The sequence below is a fragment of the Allocoleopsis franciscana PCC 7113 genome (genome assembly GCF_000317515.1).
GTDB classification, from domain to species: Bacteria; Cyanobacteriota; Cyanobacteriia; order Cyanobacteriales; family Coleofasciculaceae; genus Allocoleopsis; species Allocoleopsis franciscana.
In genome coordinates, this window is the sequence record NC_019738.1 from 6,630,640 (window position 1) to 6,646,514 (window position 15,875).

At 42.4% G+C, this 15,875-nt stretch carries 12 protein-coding genes; 2 read left to right on the forward strand and 10 right to left on the reverse strand.

Translation table 11 applies throughout. The features are described from left to right. Positions 1–30: 30 nt before the first annotated feature. The 9 genes from MIC7113_RS33875 to MIC7113_RS27305 form a co-directional block, all read right to left on the reverse strand. The gene (locus tag MIC7113_RS33875) at positions 31–1,173 is read right to left on the reverse strand and encodes a hypothetical protein (protein ID WP_015185425.1); all 1,143 of its coding nucleotides are present in this window, start codon (positions 1,171–1,173) and stop codon (positions 31–33) included. 90 nt (positions 1,174–1,263) lie between these two features. Beyond that, a complete protein-coding gene (locus MIC7113_RS27270; RefSeq protein WP_015185426.1) occupies positions 1,264–1,569 on the reverse strand; it encodes an SH3 domain-containing protein in 306 nt (101 codons plus the stop codon). Between the two features lie 90 nt (positions 1,570–1,659). Beyond that, positions 1,660–2,118 (reverse strand): hypothetical protein, encoded by a 459-nt coding sequence (locus MIC7113_RS27275; RefSeq protein WP_015185427.1) that lies wholly within the window; start codon positions 2,116–2,118, stop codon positions 1,660–1,662. Between the two features lie 119 nt (positions 2,119–2,237). Beyond that, positions 2,238–3,197, reverse strand: coding sequence for a hypothetical protein (locus MIC7113_RS27280; protein ID WP_015185428.1), 960 nt, complete (start codon positions 3,195–3,197; stop codon positions 2,238–2,240). Positions 3,198–3,477: 280 nt separating this feature from the next. Then, complete coding sequence (locus tag MIC7113_RS27285) at positions 3,478–4,512, reverse strand: substrate-binding domain-containing protein (RefSeq protein ID WP_015185429.1); 1,035 nt, start codon at positions 4,510–4,512, stop codon at positions 3,478–3,480. A 47-nt stretch (positions 4,513–4,559) separates the two neighbouring features. Next, positions 4,560–6,047, reverse strand: a complete 1,488-nt coding sequence (locus tag MIC7113_RS27290) for a cyclic nucleotide-binding domain-containing protein (RefSeq protein WP_015185430.1) — start codon at positions 6,045–6,047, stop codon at positions 4,560–4,562. 76 nt (positions 6,048–6,123) lie between these two features. Next, on the reverse strand, positions 6,124–8,724 hold the full coding sequence (locus MIC7113_RS27295; RefSeq protein ID WP_015185431.1) for an adenylate/guanylate cyclase domain-containing protein: 2,601 nt from the start codon (positions 8,722–8,724) through the stop codon (positions 6,124–6,126). Positions 8,725–8,808: 84 nt separating this feature from the next. Further along, the gene (locus MIC7113_RS27300; RefSeq protein WP_015185432.1) at positions 8,809–9,759 is read right to left on the reverse strand and encodes a bestrophin family protein; all 951 of its coding nucleotides are present in this window, start codon (positions 9,757–9,759) and stop codon (positions 8,809–8,811) included. Positions 9,760–10,147: 388 nt separating this feature from the next. Continuing rightward, on the reverse strand, positions 10,148–11,659 hold the full coding sequence (locus MIC7113_RS27305; protein WP_155898103.1) for a hemerythrin domain-containing protein: 1,512 nt from the start codon (positions 11,657–11,659) through the stop codon (positions 10,148–10,150). A gap of 338 nt (positions 11,660–11,997) precedes the next feature. Between MIC7113_RS27305 and MIC7113_RS27310 the strand changes: the two genes are divergently transcribed. Both MIC7113_RS27310 and MIC7113_RS27315 read left to right on the forward strand, forming a co-directional pair. Then, positions 11,998–12,924, forward strand: a complete 927-nt coding sequence (locus MIC7113_RS27310) for a pentapeptide repeat-containing protein (RefSeq protein ID WP_216596342.1) — start codon at positions 11,998–12,000, stop codon at positions 12,922–12,924. Positions 12,925–12,997: 73 nt separating this feature from the next. Next, complete coding sequence (locus MIC7113_RS27315) at positions 12,998–14,356, forward strand: AAA-like domain-containing protein (protein WP_015185435.1); 1,359 nt, start codon at positions 12,998–13,000, stop codon at positions 14,354–14,356. 169 nt (positions 14,357–14,525) lie between these two features. On the opposite strand, the gene MIC7113_RS27320 is transcribed toward MIC7113_RS27315, so the two are convergent. After that, complete coding sequence (locus MIC7113_RS27320) at positions 14,526–15,683, reverse strand: mechanosensitive ion channel family protein (RefSeq protein WP_015185436.1); 1,158 nt, start codon at positions 15,681–15,683, stop codon at positions 14,526–14,528. Positions 15,684–15,875 lie beyond the last annotated feature (192 nt).

The window sequence follows — 15,875 nt, forward strand, 5'->3', positions numbered from 1 at the left end:
AGCAGGGTTGAGGCACGTATCCCCATCACATTACTTTCGGGCGAGACGCCGATATTTGTCTAAAACATTGGTAATCTCTTTAACCCGTCGCATCTGATCACCATAGACACATTGCCACTCCGTTACCGGACGATTCTCTCTGGCACAGATACCCAACAGTCCCGATGCTTGGTTTATGCCTTTTTCTATATCTAACTCATTATTGGAGTTGAGGTAGAAAGAGGCGGTTCTTGCCCAAGCGATCGCTTCAATTCCCTGGAGTCCTCCCCGCCGTGCGATCGCTAAAGCTCTGGGAAAGAAACGGGAGTGAATCGGGCTTGCCTGATTGTATAAATCCGCCGTGTTCAGCAGGGCTTCGATATCCCCGATTGGATTAATCCCAGCAGCGTTTAAATCAACCAACTGAACGGGCAGTGCATTGAGCGCTCGCTCTAGGCACATTTGCTCGGCTAAAGCCATATTCCCACCACTACGCCCTTGGTCACTACATGGGCCAAAGTTGGTCACCACAGCGCCCCAGGATAAGTTTCCCGGATCGGTATGTCCGAAGTAAAGTGGCGTCTGCTGCACGTAGAGAACGCCATTTTTTACCACCAATCGATAATTACCCTCTGCCACACCAATCGCCACCATTCCTAGGGAAGTAGGACTAGCAAACAGAGGGGACAAGCTCATCAGGCTTTTCTGGAGATTGAAAGGAGGAGCAGGGATTTTCTGAGTACCTTTTGGTTGTGCTGAAGCTGTTTTGCCCTTCGTAGGTTTTGTTGAAGTTTGTTTGTCCTTCTCTGGCTTTGTTACAGCTTTTTTGTCCTCTCCAGGTTTTGTTGAAGTTTGTTTGTCCTTCTCTGGCTTTGTTACAGCTTTTTTGTCTTCTCCAGGTTTTGTTGCAGGTTTTTCGCCATCCCCAGACTTGATTGAAACTTTTTTGCCATCTCCAGCTTCCATGGGGAAATCGGATTGAGGCATGGGCGGCGGTGGCATAGGAGCAGACAAATTTAGGACTGTTATTTCCTCTGGCGTGATAGCAGCCGCTTGGAGACGATTAGGTTCGTCGGTCGCCTTGGCGCGATCGCTGCTGTTTTTACTAGGCGTTGAGAATAATAAAGCGGCAAGGGCAGCCGTCCCCACCAAACTCAGTAACGTTACTCGTGATAGCCAAACCCAAATAGACATGAATCAGCCATGAATCTCCGACCCAATATTTTAGCAGTGAGTGTATGAGCCTACAGATCGCCTTGTGCCAGGTCATCGTTGCGATCGCGTTTAGCTCTCATAGCAACTTATAAATTCTCGAAGTACCCAGCCCCAAATCCTGTATTCACCCTTGTAATAACCACCTACCTTAGCCCACGGGCGACCATTACTATCATTGGTTATGGCTTCAATATTCACTTCTCTGCCATTTTTTAAAGCATTGATAACTCGACCATTTGGTTGAGCGCGAACATTGAGCGGGGTACCCGTAGGATCGGTTACTTTGCAAACTTTTGCAGCTTGAGCAGGTAACCCTACAGTAATTACAGAAGTGGACAAAGCTAGGGCTAACCAAAAATGAGACCAATTGATCATCACATCTTTCTCCTTCTTGTGTTTTAGAACAGGTCAGTTATAGGGCGCGTTAAATAACACACCTTACTACTGCGATCGATTAAATTAAGACTATTTTTTCCGCATCCGAGTTACCTTCGGTTGGTTAGGGTTGCTCAAATTCAAGTGATATTCTGTTAGAGGTACGCGGCTGCCATTCCCTTCTGCTACCGTGACTACAAAAACCGTATTACTGTTAGAAGCTTTGACAATTTTGCGAATAAATTGATTCTGGAGCTGACTTGCATTCAAGGGTTTAGGTTCTTTAAAATCGGGTTTAGAAAGACAAAGAATATAAGCCCCATCCTGATAACGAGCCGCAGAAAGCCAATAGCTTTGAAAATACGTTTTAAACTCTGATTGATAATTAACCAAGGCTCCCTCAGAATTGGGTAATCTAGAGTTACGTCGGCAGCGGTTATCTACTAGAACTTCACCAGCAATGACAGAATTGGAAAAAGAGACGAAGCTTCCGGTCAATACACTCAAAGCCAATAGAGAAATAGTCAAGCTTTGTTTTATACTAGCCATATTAATGTTGAATCCTCCCAAAAAGAAAGAAAAGAGCAAACACTCATGCGTTCACACTTTAATAGTTCCACAAGACAAAAGTGTGAATATCAGCATGGTTTAAGATTAAGACCGATTAATTAATCTTTCCTCTTCTTTTTATCTTTATCTTTGTCTTTGTCTTTCTTTTTTTTCTCTTTATCTTTTACTTTCCCCTTCGTCTCTTGAGCTGCACGTAAAATCAGGTTCCGGGCAACAGTTTGAGTACCGGTGTGTTCATAGTAGTTAGTTGACATATCAAGAAATGCGGCTACATAGTCTAACTTACTATCAGCAACGTTCATAAACTGTTGCAAGTGTACGACTATTTTTTCGGGGGTTAAATTCCGAGAGGTGACAAAATTATTCATCCAGCCTTTAACTGAGGCGAAATTTTCGTTAATAAAGCCCAATTTGCCAGCAGTAGTGCCACCAGGAATTGCGCTACTGATGTTTTGGAAGGTGGGATTTCCTTCTAATTGTGCAGTATTTAATTGCCCAAGAACAGATTGAGCTTTTAGGATAAAGTTGGGGCCGAGGGGAATTAAGCCATCAACCGCAATCAAAGCAGCCATCCGGATGACGGATTCATTATGATAGTTAGCTAAGGATGCTCTAAATGCATCAATATTGGTAGGCATACCATGCAGTCGGCAAAAGGCGATCGCCTCGACAACAAGTTTCAGGCAAAGATCGATTGTTTGTACGGTGTCGGCTTTGGGAGTAAGCTGGTTTAAGAAACCTAAAAAGCTGATTTTTTCGCCAATTTTGTTCGCCAGTGCGGCGGCACCGATCGCACTATCAGCCCGATCAACGGTTTGGTAAAGCCATAAGGTTTGTTGATAAACTTCAGACGGGTTATTGTAAAGCGCGATCGCCCTCTCGCCAATGTCCTGAATTAAGTGTTTATCCGTAATACCCGTAACCGCACGAATCGTGTTTTCAAACCCCACAACGTTTTGCCATTCACCGGGGACGATAAAATCTAGCGATCGCAGCATGTAAACGGTCATGCTATTGGTTGGTAGGTTATCGACCAATTTAGAGATAGATTGGCTCACTGATGCAACTTCCTTATTTACGATCAAAACTCGCTAATGTGGCTTATATCCGATATTAGCTTTCGTGAGCGGGTGTTGGCAGTAGCACAGTGATTCTTTCCCAGCGATGGAGGCAATTTCAGGCTTTTGCACACTTATTTACCCTTTAGACATCTCTGAAAATGCTCAAAAGTATTGATAGATAGGCTTTAAGCTGCTCAAATGCCATCTATAGCCAGCGAACCATAAGTTAGGACATGAGGAAAAAGTTTAAACGAGTGGCTCTAAAGAATTTGTCGTCCTATAATCGCTTTTTATTACCCTGCACTTGCAAAAACTTAGTTTTAGATTCATTCAATACGGTTGATTTGAGTGGGAAGTAACCCAGTCTCGAAGTTGCTTCGTTCACATAAGTCAAGTAATAATTAACAAACCCTTCTACTTCGGGACGTTTCCGAATCGCTTTGGCATCTGCATAAATGTACAAAGGACGAATTAGAGGATATGTTGGCAGGAAAGGGTCTACTGTATCAATAGGGATCGCCCTCAACTTGTCGCGGTTTTGTTGATAGGAGTTATACTCTAAAACACCGATCATATAGGAATTAATTAAAGCTTCTGAGTGCAACTGCTCTACAAAGTCATAAGATATCGTATTGGGAGTATCAATAATTTGGCTGATGTTGCCCTTAAGGATAGCTTGGGACAATAGGTGAACAGCGCCTCCAGTACCAGCTCCTTTTGGAACAAAGCGTTTAATCAACTCTTTTGGCCATTTGGGATTTACATCTGACCACTTTTCGACCGTGAATACCTTTGCCAGCTCGTCGCGCGTCAGACTGTTTGGGAGGAAATTATTCTGAGAACTAACTACAATGGTCACTGCATCAATGGCAATTTGAAAGCCTATCGGCTCAACACCTGACTTGGCACAGGCGGCGGACTCTTGAGCGGTAATCGGGCGAACCGTATTGATAATATCTACCTTTTTCTGCTCGCAAAATGCCTTGAAGCCAACCTGAGTATCAATAGCACTGAGTTCAATCTTGCCGGAATACCCGTCTTGGAGAAAGCGTTGAGCAATAGCCTGACTAATCGGCAAAACCACCTGACTTCCCGATATTGCAAGTTTTCCCTCCAGTTCGAGGGGTTTTACCTCCGGTAGCACAATGCCCTGTTGATTTGAATCTTGGCTTGCAGGAGGTTTAATTAATTTACGCTCAACTTTCTGGATACCTAAGCTTTCTTTTGATAATTTGTTGGCACTGGATTGATTGTCAATTGTCGCTTGTGAGGTTTTTAACCCTTGGGTGCAGGCTGTCAATAGTAAAACCATGCCGCTCAAAACTAAGCAACTTCTGTAAACCTTGACTCTGGTTATCCTCACGATCTCACTTTCCCTCGGCGACCATTGTTGCTACTTCGTGGACTTGCCTCATGTTTGATTCCTGTGGCAAGTTTAACGATCTTTTTCCGCTCTTCGATATACTCAAGAATCTCTGAAGCAAATTTTTCGTTAGACTCGATCGCTTCGACAATCTCTTTGGCTGGAATCAATACAATCTCAACATCTTCATTGGCAATGACTGTAACCGGACTGACCTCTCCTGGAAAGGTAGCCATTTCACCAAATACTGCGTTAATTCCAAGTTGGTCTACTATCTGGTGGTGGCCTTGTTCATCTTTTACGTAAGCCTCTCCCCTACCTTTAAGCATAATATACAGTCCCTGGTCTTCTTTGCCCTCCTGAATAATTAACTCACCCTTGCCGTAGGATTGAAATCGAGACTGTTCAGCCAGGTTTTTAATCTCATTCTCATTGAGCGTCACGAAACAAGGCAGCGATCGCAAATAAGTTGCCAAGTCTTGTTGGCGGTTCTCGGCTACTTGGGGCATCTTACTCAGTATCCCTTGCGTCGTATTGAGACCGTACTGCGCTTTCATCGGATAAGGCATAGTAAAGCCATAACGCTGGGTCAGATAGTAAAGTCGGTATTTAAGTTCATCAGAAACGTCCTCATCGTCTTCTGGCAATATTCTGTACCACAGCTCGTAAGTGATACTAGAGTCTCCATAGGAACTAACCTCAGCAGAACCTTCAGATTTGATCGCATCTATGCCCGTCACCAAGCTATTTAGTGCTGGAATTACCGCACCAGGAGAATCGTTATAAGAAAAACTGACAGAAATACTTTTCCAGATTGGCCCCTGACCGTAATTGATAATACTTGCCTTCGACAACTCCCCATTAGGAATGTTGATTTTAAAGAAAGGATTTTCAATCGTGACTGACCACCAATTTTGCTCAATGACCCGCCCCTGGTTTCCGTCTAATTCAATCCAGTCACCCGTTTTGAATGGATTGGCAAATAGCAGCAGTAATCCTGACACCAGGTTGCTGAGGGTATCTTGCAGTGCAAGGGCAATTACCGCCGAGGCGACTCCCAAACCGGTACCCAAGCCACTCAAACTTATATTCCAAACGCCACTGATGAGATAATAGACAATAGCTAATACCACTGACGCTCGCGCCACCTGAAAGAACAGGTTCGGCACACGGACTTGCCACTTGATCTGTGGTTTTTTTGTCGTCAACAGCGCATTGATCAAAGAAATTCCCGCCACAATGACCGCAACCCAGGTCAGTGTTTCCACAAGGCGTGCCCAGGAAGCGCCAGCGACGCTCAAAAGCTGCCGCATTGCCAATAGCACCGCTAACGGCGGTAACACATACTCACGCACCTGGCGTAGAGCAACTGCCAAGGGGTGCTGCTGCCGTTGTAACCTTGAGGCTGCTTCACTCAGCAGTATACTCAACAATGGAAATCCCAGCCCCAAAAGCAATAGCCATCCCAAAAGTGATTTATCCATGACTGTTTTTAACGAACCATAAACACAGTGAGTAGTCAGTATTTTTCAGTAGCTTGCGATGAGTTAGAACGTTTCTTTATACGCCTATCTTTTTCAACTCAAGTTCTGCTGCTGCTTCTTTCATAATTTCGCTCAGGAATGTGTAAGCTTCTTCCCATGCTTTTCGTACTGGCGCAGTAAACTCTACACCCAGTACTTGCGCCAAAGTCCACAGCAATGCATCACTTAAGATATCGTAATATTCAGTTTTGACCCCATAGCCCGCATGACGGCGACCTAAATCCTGAACGGCTGGGATAATGTTCTCTGGCTGACGCAAACCTTCCACGGCGAGAGCAAGCGTATGCATTAGCTTACGTTCCTGTTCTTTCATTTCCCCCTTAAATAGATGACGCACGGAGGGACTCAATTCAAACAGCCGTTGGTAGAACAGTTCGGCAGTGCGATCGGCAATGGGCTTCACTTTTTCAAAGGATGACTGAACCAACTCTACCTGAGTTGGAGCTAACTTCTTGGTGGTTATCAGCGTCCAGATTTCTACTTCTCCCAGGCCTTGAATTTTCACGACTGGGCTTTTGATGAATGTGTAGCTATCTGCTAGGCGTTCGTACACACTCCGAGTCACTAAAATATGGTTCAAATCAGCTTGGCTCTGGAGACTGCTTACTATATATGCTGTTTCTCCCCAAATGCTGTACCTAAATCTCTCTGTTCCGATTACCCCGGCTGTCACAGGACCGGCATGAATGCTGATGCGTAAAGCCAAAGCAGAATTATAATTAACATTCAGACGCTGGATAATGTCTAACATGTCTAGGGCAAAATCAACGGTTCGCTTGCTGTGGTCAAATCTGACTTGGGTGAGTCCACAAACCGCCATATAGCTTGTACCCAGAGAGTTCTGTCGTTCCAACCCGTAGCGTTCTGCTGAGTCATCAAATTCATCAAATAGCTCAGTGAGCAATTCTGTCATCTTTTGCGGTGACAGGCGTTTGTTTAACTCAGAAATCCCAGCCAGATGAGCATTGAGGAGGGTGACTTGCTTGAGGTTGTCAGCAATGGTCGCCTCTCCTTGTTTCCTACGTTCAGCGATCGCTGTGGGTAGGATATTCTGCAACAGAAAATCGCTTTCCTGCTTCTTGGTTTCCAGTTCTTCCTCAGTCTGGCGTAATTTGTTCCCCACCTGTTTGAACTCTGTTGCCAGTTCCCCAAACTCATCTTGCAGGTTTACGTCAACTTCCACATCCAGTTCCCCAGCAGCAAGTTTCCGGGCGCTATCCGTCAAACGATACAGGGGAGAGGTGAACATTTTCGCCGCCACCGCCGCTAAAAACGCCGTCCCTAATAGGAAAAGCGCTGCTGCAATCAGCAAAATTGCTTGTAACCTGTAAAGCGGACGATAGGCTTCCCCCACCTCCATCTCTGCCAGAATTCCCCAGTTTAACCCGTTCACCTTCACAGGAGAGTAGGAACTCAATACCTCTCTCCCCCGGTAATTGCGGGTTACCATCATGCCTTGTTTCCCTTCCAAAGCAGCTTGAGCAGCTGAACTGTTGACTTTCTGTAAGCGAATGGTGGTGTTGAAGGACTCCATCAGTTGGAGAGTCCTTTGGTCAATCCCCGTGTAACGAATAACGTTTTGATATTTTTTCGGGTCTTCAACCCAAAAACGGGAGATCGAACGCATGAGGGAATCGGGTCCAACTAAATAAGCTTCCCCCGTTTTCTGCAAACCACTAGTTTCCCAACTATTATTCCGGTTGAGAGCTTGATTCATCTTGTTAATAGGAACTTGCACCGCCAAGATACCAATCTTGTTAGAACCGCTATAAATGGGCGTTGCTAGGAAAGCGGCTGGAGCGTTATAAGAGGGGCGGTAAGGTTTGAAATCAGCAATCTGAATGCTACCTTGTGTCGGATTTGCCTGAACTTTCTGTACTAAATTCGTTAGCGCACTATCGGAGTAAAAACCTTGTAGCCGACTGGTAGCAAAATCTGTTTCTTTAAAATAGCTATAGATGATATCCTCGGTCTGAGGGTTTATCAAAAATAAATCGTAATAACCGAATTTTTCAATAATTTCTGCAAAGAATGATTGATATTTGGCATGAGCTTTGGTGTAATTGCTGCCATCACCAGCATCGAGGAGCTTGTTTTTTTTACCGACTGGATTAGGATTAGAAGCAATGTAGTGATACTGGAGATAGCGAGCTGCTTGTCCCGTAGGAATATAGACGCTAGGATTTACTACTTCCGAGGTGAGATTCTTTTGCAACCGAGGGAAAAATTCTTTGGTGTAGTAAGCATTCAAAGCTGTATCCCATTCAGGAGAAATCAAGTTGTTCTCTAAGGTACGGAAACCCCCATTCAGCTCCACCATCGCTTTAACGATGTTACCGTCTGCTGCCAGCATCGCCACTTGGTTGTTCAAATCTTCAAAGTACGCCTCAATCTGCTCGGCTTTGGTTGTACGTATACCTGCAAGTTGCTCGGTGATTTTGGTTTTGAGGATGGCTTGTGTTCTATACCAACCAATCCCACTAACTACGACTACAGAACCGAAGCTAACTGCCATTAGCAACGCTTGCAGCTTGGATTGAATTGTCCAGTTGCCCAGTCTGAGATTAATGAGTGAGCCATTACGAAACTTGGGCAAGCGATTTTGGAGATTTAACATTGACAGAATAATGCCAGTAATAGGGAACTTATCAAGTGTTAGTAGTGCTAATTCGCGATCTTATTCGGCTAAAGGCACGAGGAATTATCCTCCGATAATTCGAGTTGTATCTTGAGATGTTTTTGGAATTATTCTAGATTCACAGTGAATAAATTCTTCAATATTGTTTTGGATAAGCTGACAGATTCCGTCGAGTGGTAAGTCATTCATGTCGTAACCAAATGGATTTTCGATTTCCACCCCAATTTCCTCAATTCCAAATAAAGCAAAACTAACAATGGTTACAAATAGACCTGTCCACCAACCGAGGTCTTTGACAAACTGAAAAGGCAGAATTAAACAGTAAATGAGTACCAGTTGATTCAGATGAATTACATAGGCTGGGGGAATGGGTGTTTTCAAAATGCGTTCGCATCCGCCGACATTATCAATCAGCTTATTCATCAGACTCTGAATGTCACCCAATTGGCTTACAGTTAAAAGACCTCGCTTATATTTTTGATGTAATTCATCGGCTATCCAACGAATAATTTCTAACGGCATATTTGGAGTATTTTGCAAAATGCCGTATTGAGAGGGCGAAACCCAAGGTTGTAACTCCTCACTAGCTGGTTCATAACGGAGATATAGTTTTTTGGAGATGGCAAACGCGGACAATAAGCGTAATGTGGTAATTTTACTCTCTCGATCTCCCTGTTCAACTTCGTCAACGGCAATCCAAATTTGCCAAACTAAATTGCGGATTGTACTAACTGTACTACCCCAAAGTTTCCTTCCTTCCCAAAATCGTTCATAAGCTGTATTAGTCCGAAAAACCAGCAATAAAGCTAAAACAATGCTGGGAATTACATTCCCTAAAATAGGTTGAGCAACAGGAATTTTTTTTAAGTAAAGAAAGGAAATTAAGATGCCAAATGCACCACACAAAAAAGAACGTTCTAAAACTCCTAAAATTACAGATCCTTTTAAGCTAAATGTTTTTTTAATCCAGAAGTTTTTTGCACTCTTTTTTGAGGTTTTTACTTGATTTATCATTGTATTTATGGAGTAATCGGTTTCTGTTTGATAGCAGAATTATTTATTTTTTAACATCGCTGTGTCATTTATGACAAATTGCGCGATCGCTCTCAATTCAACTACTGTTGAATTATTTGATGTTGATTTACTCTCTTTATTGGAGATTTTTGCTGGTGATTTCTCATGATTAAAATTCAAGATTTAAAAGTGAGCGCACTTTTTTAAGGGGACGAGGAGGGAGCTGATACTTCTCAAACATCCTCTTAATAAAAATTAAGTTCAAGAATGAATTTATTAATATTGCTCTCTCAGTGCTGTGTCATACGTATTCGCAGCTTAAACTGAGAGAGCGTTTTTACAACCTGACTGACTTTTAAGACACCCTATTCAGTCAGTGTCATTCCTCTTAAGCGGGAGTTAACGTCGAACTCTTCATTATGGTAATAAGTTCACTAAAGTCAATTTCGCCGCTACCGTCTTTATCAGCCTCATCCATTAAACGATTGATATCTTCATCGGTGGCAGAGACATTCAGATTCTTCAACAACAGCACTAATTCATCGCGACTGATTGTTCCGCCGCCATCTCGATCCACAACCTTAAACGTTTCCATGATGTCTTCATCGCTAGATACAGCTACATCATCTTGAGAACGATCTAAATCTTGAGGTGTTTCAATCCAGGAAAGCTCAATCCCGTTGTCAGCAAAGTATTTTGTATACTTTGCACCTTCCGCCATGATTGTATCTACCACTGTAGTTTTAAGACCATGAACCACTTCTAGAGGATGAAGCATCCCGTTTGCCAACTTCTGTTTCCAGTCCTCAACGACTCGTTTGGTAAAGGAAGTTAGAGTTTGGTCATGCTCATCAGCACCAGGATAACCAAATTTTTTCAGCAGTTTCAATTCAGAAGACAAATTGTATTTGCAGAAATCCTCCAGCTTAGCGATTGTCTGCATCAACTGCTCTTTGGTCTGCTTCTGACGCACGGCTTGACGAATGTCTTCAATCAAGATAAAGATTTGGGCGTGCTGGCTGTCAATTAAAGGAATGCCGGTGCGATATTTTTCACCCATACGAACGGGTTCATTAAGCAGATTTTTGAACAGATCGTTGATCTGACCCCAAGTCAATGCCTGTTGAGCGGTAGCTTGTGTGGAACTCTTCATGATGCTAATGAGTTCATTAAAGTCAATTTCACCGCTATCGTCTTTATCTGCCTCCCTCATGAGACGGCTAATATCCTCATCAGAGGCACCTAAATTCAGGTTCTTCAGCAATAACGCCAACTCATTCCGCGAGATCGTTCCGCCGCCATCTCGATCCACAACGTTGAAAGTTTCCTTGATATCTTCATCTGTGCATACACCTACATAGTCTTTACCACGATCTAAATCTTGAGGTGTTTCAATCCAGGAAACATCAATTCCATTGTCAGCAAAGTATTTAGCATACTTCACATCTTCCGCCATGATTGCATCGACCACTGTGGTCTTAAGACCATGAACCACTTCCAGGGGATGAAGCATACCCTGTGCCAATTTCTCTTTCCAGTCATCAACGACTCGTTTGGTGAAGGAAGTTAGAGTTTGGGTATGGTCATCAGCACCAGGATAACCAAGTTTCTTCATGATTTTTGATTCAAAAGAAAAATGGTAGTCGCAGAAATCTTCAATCTTTTTCATCGTCTGCATCAACTGCTCTTTGGTCTGCTTCTGACGCACGGATTGACGAATCTCTTCAATAAAATTAAAGATTTGGGCGTGATGGCTGTCAATTAAAGGAATGCCGGTACGATATTTGTCACCCATACGCACAGGCTCAGTGAGTAACCCTTGAAATATGTGGCTAACTTCACCCCAAGTAGTCATATGATTTTTCTCCAATGTCCTTAAGGTTTTTGCAAAAGTAGACAATTTAACAGCAATGGATGCTAAATGATCGCATTTATATCTGAATTGTATAAATGCAGCTCATCCTAATGCTTTTAACTTAGGAACTCTCTGAATATAACATGTGTTTTTGAAATCCAAGATATCGAATTTAATTTTTTTAAAAATAGGAAACGGAGGATGAATAGGAAAAGTAGGATAAGTAGGTTTTTTGATAATTTATATTTTAAATTCATTATTACAATCAACAATGTTTAGTTAAAATAGAGTATCGATCGCCATGAGAAAGGTATGAATACAGAACATTGCCATCGAGCTTTTCAACAATAATCGTTAAGCCAAGCATTGCCTCCTTGATGTATATGAACATCATTAATGCCAGTAATATTCTTAAGCAATATGCCGAGCAAGAACGAAATTTTCAAAATCTTGACCTTAGCCGAGTTGAGCTGAAGGGTGCTGTCCTAGATGGAATTGATTTCAGTCATGCCAACTTGAATGGAGCTGATTTGAGTTATACAAATTTAAGCGGCACTAGTTTGATTTGGACAGATTTGAATCGAGCCAACTTAAGACAGGCAAACTTAACTCAAGCTTGCCTGCTTCACAGCAGCCTTTGTTGGGCGGATTTAAAGGACGTTACATTAGTTAATGCCAACTTGAGTAATGCTCGGTTAAATCATGCCAATCTAACGTCCGCCTGTTTAAAGGGTGCTGATTTGACTGAAGCGTCTTTAGAAAGCGCTTGTTTGGTTCAAGCCGTCCTGAGTCAAGCCAATTTATTCAAAGCCAGCTTGAAAGAGGCGGATTTTACGGGAGCCAACCTCAATGAAGCCAATCTGCGTCAGACTAATTTGGAAGGTGCCATCTTAAGCCAAGCCTCGTTGCAGCGAGTTGACCTAGAAGCGAGCCAACTGAATGAGACAATTTTTAGGAAGGTTGATTTGACGGAGGCTGATTTGGTCAAGGCTGATTTGAGGTATGCCGATTTGACAGAAGCAATCCTGTGTCGAGTTGCTCTAGAGTTAGCCAACTTAGTTGGTGCTGACTTCAGCCGTGCGACTCTAAAACAAGCCTCTCTATTTCAAGCTGATCTAGAGGGAGCTGTCTTACAGGATACCAATTTGGTTGAGGCTGATCTGAGATATGCCAATTTTAAAAATACTCAGCTAATGGGTTCTGATTTCTCGGATTCCCGCGTCAAAGGAGCCTGCTTTGCAGACGCTCAAGGGTTAACTTGCCAACAGAAGCAGTGGCTTAGAGTCAATGGAGCCTTAAATGTCTTCTAACTTTTCACCCTATGTGGGAAAGTCAAAGTGTGTAGGGTGTAGAGTGTAAGGATAACTTGACAAAACCTATTGGATGAAAAACATTGAAGAGCTTGTTGAATTTGCGCTCCAGTTAGTGGCTACAGAAACAGGATTTTCACTGAGCTATATTCAGAAGGTAATTCTGAAAGAATCTTTAGTTGAAAACAAAAAGACATACGCTAAAATTGCAGAAGAAAATAACTACTCTGAAAACTATATTAAGTTCACAGTTGCGCCTAGACTATGGCACTTGCTTTCACAAGCGCTCGGCGAAAAAGTTAACAAAACGAATTTCCTGACGTTGCTACAACAACAGTTAGAAAAATTCACTTCTCAGGATAATTCTCAGACGACCGAAACAACAGCAGCAATACCAACAACGGGATTGACGACGAAACGTTACGTTTTAGAATCTCCTGAAGGACAGGTTCCCCTTGCTTCTGAGCTGTACATTGAGCGCCCGACTATCGAACAAACCTGTTATCAAGAAATTCTCCAACCTCATGCATTCATTCGCATCAAAGCACCTCGAAAGATGGGGAAAACTTCGCTGATTGCACGAATTCTGGATTATGGGAGCAGTCAGAATTACCACGCCGTGCGACTCAGCTTATATGGCGCTGGAACACAGGTGCTTGCTTCGAGCGATCGCTTCTTACGCTGGTTTTGTACCAATGTCACTGGGCAGTTGGGTATGGAATCTAGATTAAATGACTACTGGGACGAGGATATGGGAGCTTTGATTAACAGCACGATTTATTTTCAGGGCTATCTCCTTAAGGAACTCTCTAACCCTATCGTTTTAGCACTCGATGGCGTAGATCAATTATTTGAGTACCCAGAACTTGCTAGTGATTTTTTCGTCCTGTTGCGTTCCTGGTATGAGGAAACAAAAGACATTTCAGTGTGGCAGAAGTTACGAGTTGCGATCGCTCATGCCGTTGAAGTTTACATTCCCTTACCCACCCATCGCTCTCCGTTTAATGTAGGATTGGCGATCGAACTACCGAGTTTTAACCAAAAACAGGTGCAAGATTTAGCCGAACGTCACGAACTTCAACTCACACAGCCTGAGCTTGAGAAGTTAATGAAGCTCACGGGTGGCTTTCCGTACTTAATCCGATTGGCATTGTATCAAAGTGCTAGATTGAAGATTCCCATGCAAACGCTACTGCAAGATGCTACGAAGAATACTGGAATCTATCAACAACATCTTCAGTCTCAGTTATGGAACATTCAACAACATCCTAAATTAGCTGAGGCATTTCAACAGGTTTTAATGGCTCCAACTCAGTTAGAGGTTGAGGTGGCATATAAGTCAAAAAGTTTAGGATTAGTGCATCTTATCGAGAATCAAGCAACTGTTAGCTGTGAGTTATATCGAGAGTACTTCCACAATTATTTTTTTTAATTCTTGAGCAGCATTATCCTTAATTTCATCGCCAAGATGCCTATTACCTTCCTCAGCCTCTATAATACAGTTAAAAAGCTTACTTTACAAGCAATATCCCTTCTGCCTCCAGCTCAAGAGCCTCCTGCCTTCTTGCACTAGGTGGACAACAGCTTACTGCGTTTTTCGTTTATTGAACTGTATCGATGATTCCTGCAAACTGGTTTGGAGCATTTATGGGGAACTGCGAAATGTGAGTTCTAAATTCCACATGGAGGGTATCTATACCCTCTTTCTCCAAGATAGCTAATATCGCTAAATTCAATTCTCCACAAGTGTAATTATATAAATCTAGATTATTATTGAATACTCGAATATTAATAACACGGGCATTCTGAGCGAGTCCGTCTAACCAAACCATACATTTATCATTTAAGGAATCAATAGACTTAGGTAAATTGCGAATAGCATCACAAATTTTAGAAGTTTTTGCTGCCGAAATACTATCAAGTTTGAGAGTAAGATTTATGCCAAATGACTGCTCATGACCAGGGTTTTGTGACCAATTTTCGACAATTCCAGTAATCATTTTAGAATTAGGCACCTTTTTTATAGAATCCCATTTTGCTAGACGAAGCTTTGTAGTTCTGATGCCAATTTCTAAAACTTCAATGGTACTATCTATTCCTTCTATAATTACCCAGTCACCAGGTCGATATATATTATCAGTGTAAATAACAATGGTACAAAACCAGTCATAGATTATCTCTTTGAGCAATAAACCGAAGGTGATTCCCGCTCCACCTAACAGACCCACTAGCGCACCGATAGATGCTCCTAAAAATACTTCACTAGCTTTTAACAATACAACAGCGATCGCTACCGTCCTAAGCAAACGAGGAATGTAGGGTATAAGCAAGTCATCTAGTTCGGTTGTGGTGTTCAGTGCCAGTTTGTAGAGTACCTCACCCAACAGGGGAGAGGCGCGGTAAATAATATATGCCACAGCAACAATAGCACTCAGATTAAGAACCTTACCTAGCATGTTGCTCACTTGAGGCTGGATATTCTCTGCCAAAATCAGTTGCACTATCCAAAGTCCAACTAGAAAAATCAACCACCCTAACGGTTGCTCCAGAATCTCTACTAACTCATTATCCAATGTAGTATTCGTTCCGTTAGTAAAATTCTTGATTCTTGGGATGACTAATGAATAAAACAATCCTCTCAACAACTGGGTGAGGATGATAATGGTAATGATAATAACTATTGTAGTCAGAGGTAGGTCTGCACTAGTGATGTTTGAATGAAGTAGAGTTGCCTTAATCTGTTCCAAAATATTTTCCATGTAATAACTAAATTTCAACAATAAGGGCTGGATAAAATAGGCAATAAATAGATGAAGTTAATTTTAAATATCAAGTTTTGAATTGGGTATATCCTGACATAAATTATTCCTTAAATGATATCTGGGTACTGAATTATTTTAATTTATTGGGTAATTCCGTTGTTTCAGGTTACTTTTTTATAATCTACTATC

Coding starts and splice junctions, on each gene's coding strand:
- MIC7113_RS27290 (WP_015185430.1), bottom strand. CDS start 6,047: ATGGATAAATCACTTTTGGGATGGCTATTGCTTTTGGGGCTGGGATTT.
- MIC7113_RS27300 (WP_015185432.1), bottom strand. CDS start 9,759: ATGATAAATCAAGTAAAAACCTCAAAAAAGAGTGCAAAAAACTTCTGG.
- MIC7113_RS27315 (WP_015185435.1), top strand. CDS start 12,998: ATGAAAAACATTGAAGAGCTTGTTGAATTTGCGCTCCAGTTAGTGGCT.
- MIC7113_RS27310 (WP_216596342.1), top strand. CDS start 11,998: ATGAACATCATTAATGCCAGTAATATTCTTAAGCAATATGCCGAGCAA.
- MIC7113_RS27320 (WP_015185436.1), bottom strand. CDS start 15,683: ATGGAAAATATTTTGGAACAGATTAAGGCAACTCTACTTCATTCAAAC.
- MIC7113_RS33875 (WP_015185425.1), bottom strand. CDS start 1,173: ATGTCTATTTGGGTTTGGCTATCACGAGTAACGTTACTGAGTTTGGTG.
- MIC7113_RS27295 (WP_015185431.1), bottom strand. CDS start 8,724: ATGTTAAATCTCCAAAATCGCTTGCCCAAGTTTCGTAATGGCTCACTC.
- MIC7113_RS27270 (WP_015185426.1), bottom strand. CDS start 1,569: ATGATCAATTGGTCTCATTTTTGGTTAGCCCTAGCTTTGTCCACTTCT.
- MIC7113_RS27275 (WP_015185427.1), bottom strand. CDS start 2,118: ATGGCTAGTATAAAACAAAGCTTGACTATTTCTCTATTGGCTTTGAGT.
- MIC7113_RS27285 (WP_015185429.1), bottom strand. CDS start 4,512: ATGGTTTTACTATTGACAGCCTGCACCCAAGGGTTAAAAACCTCACAA.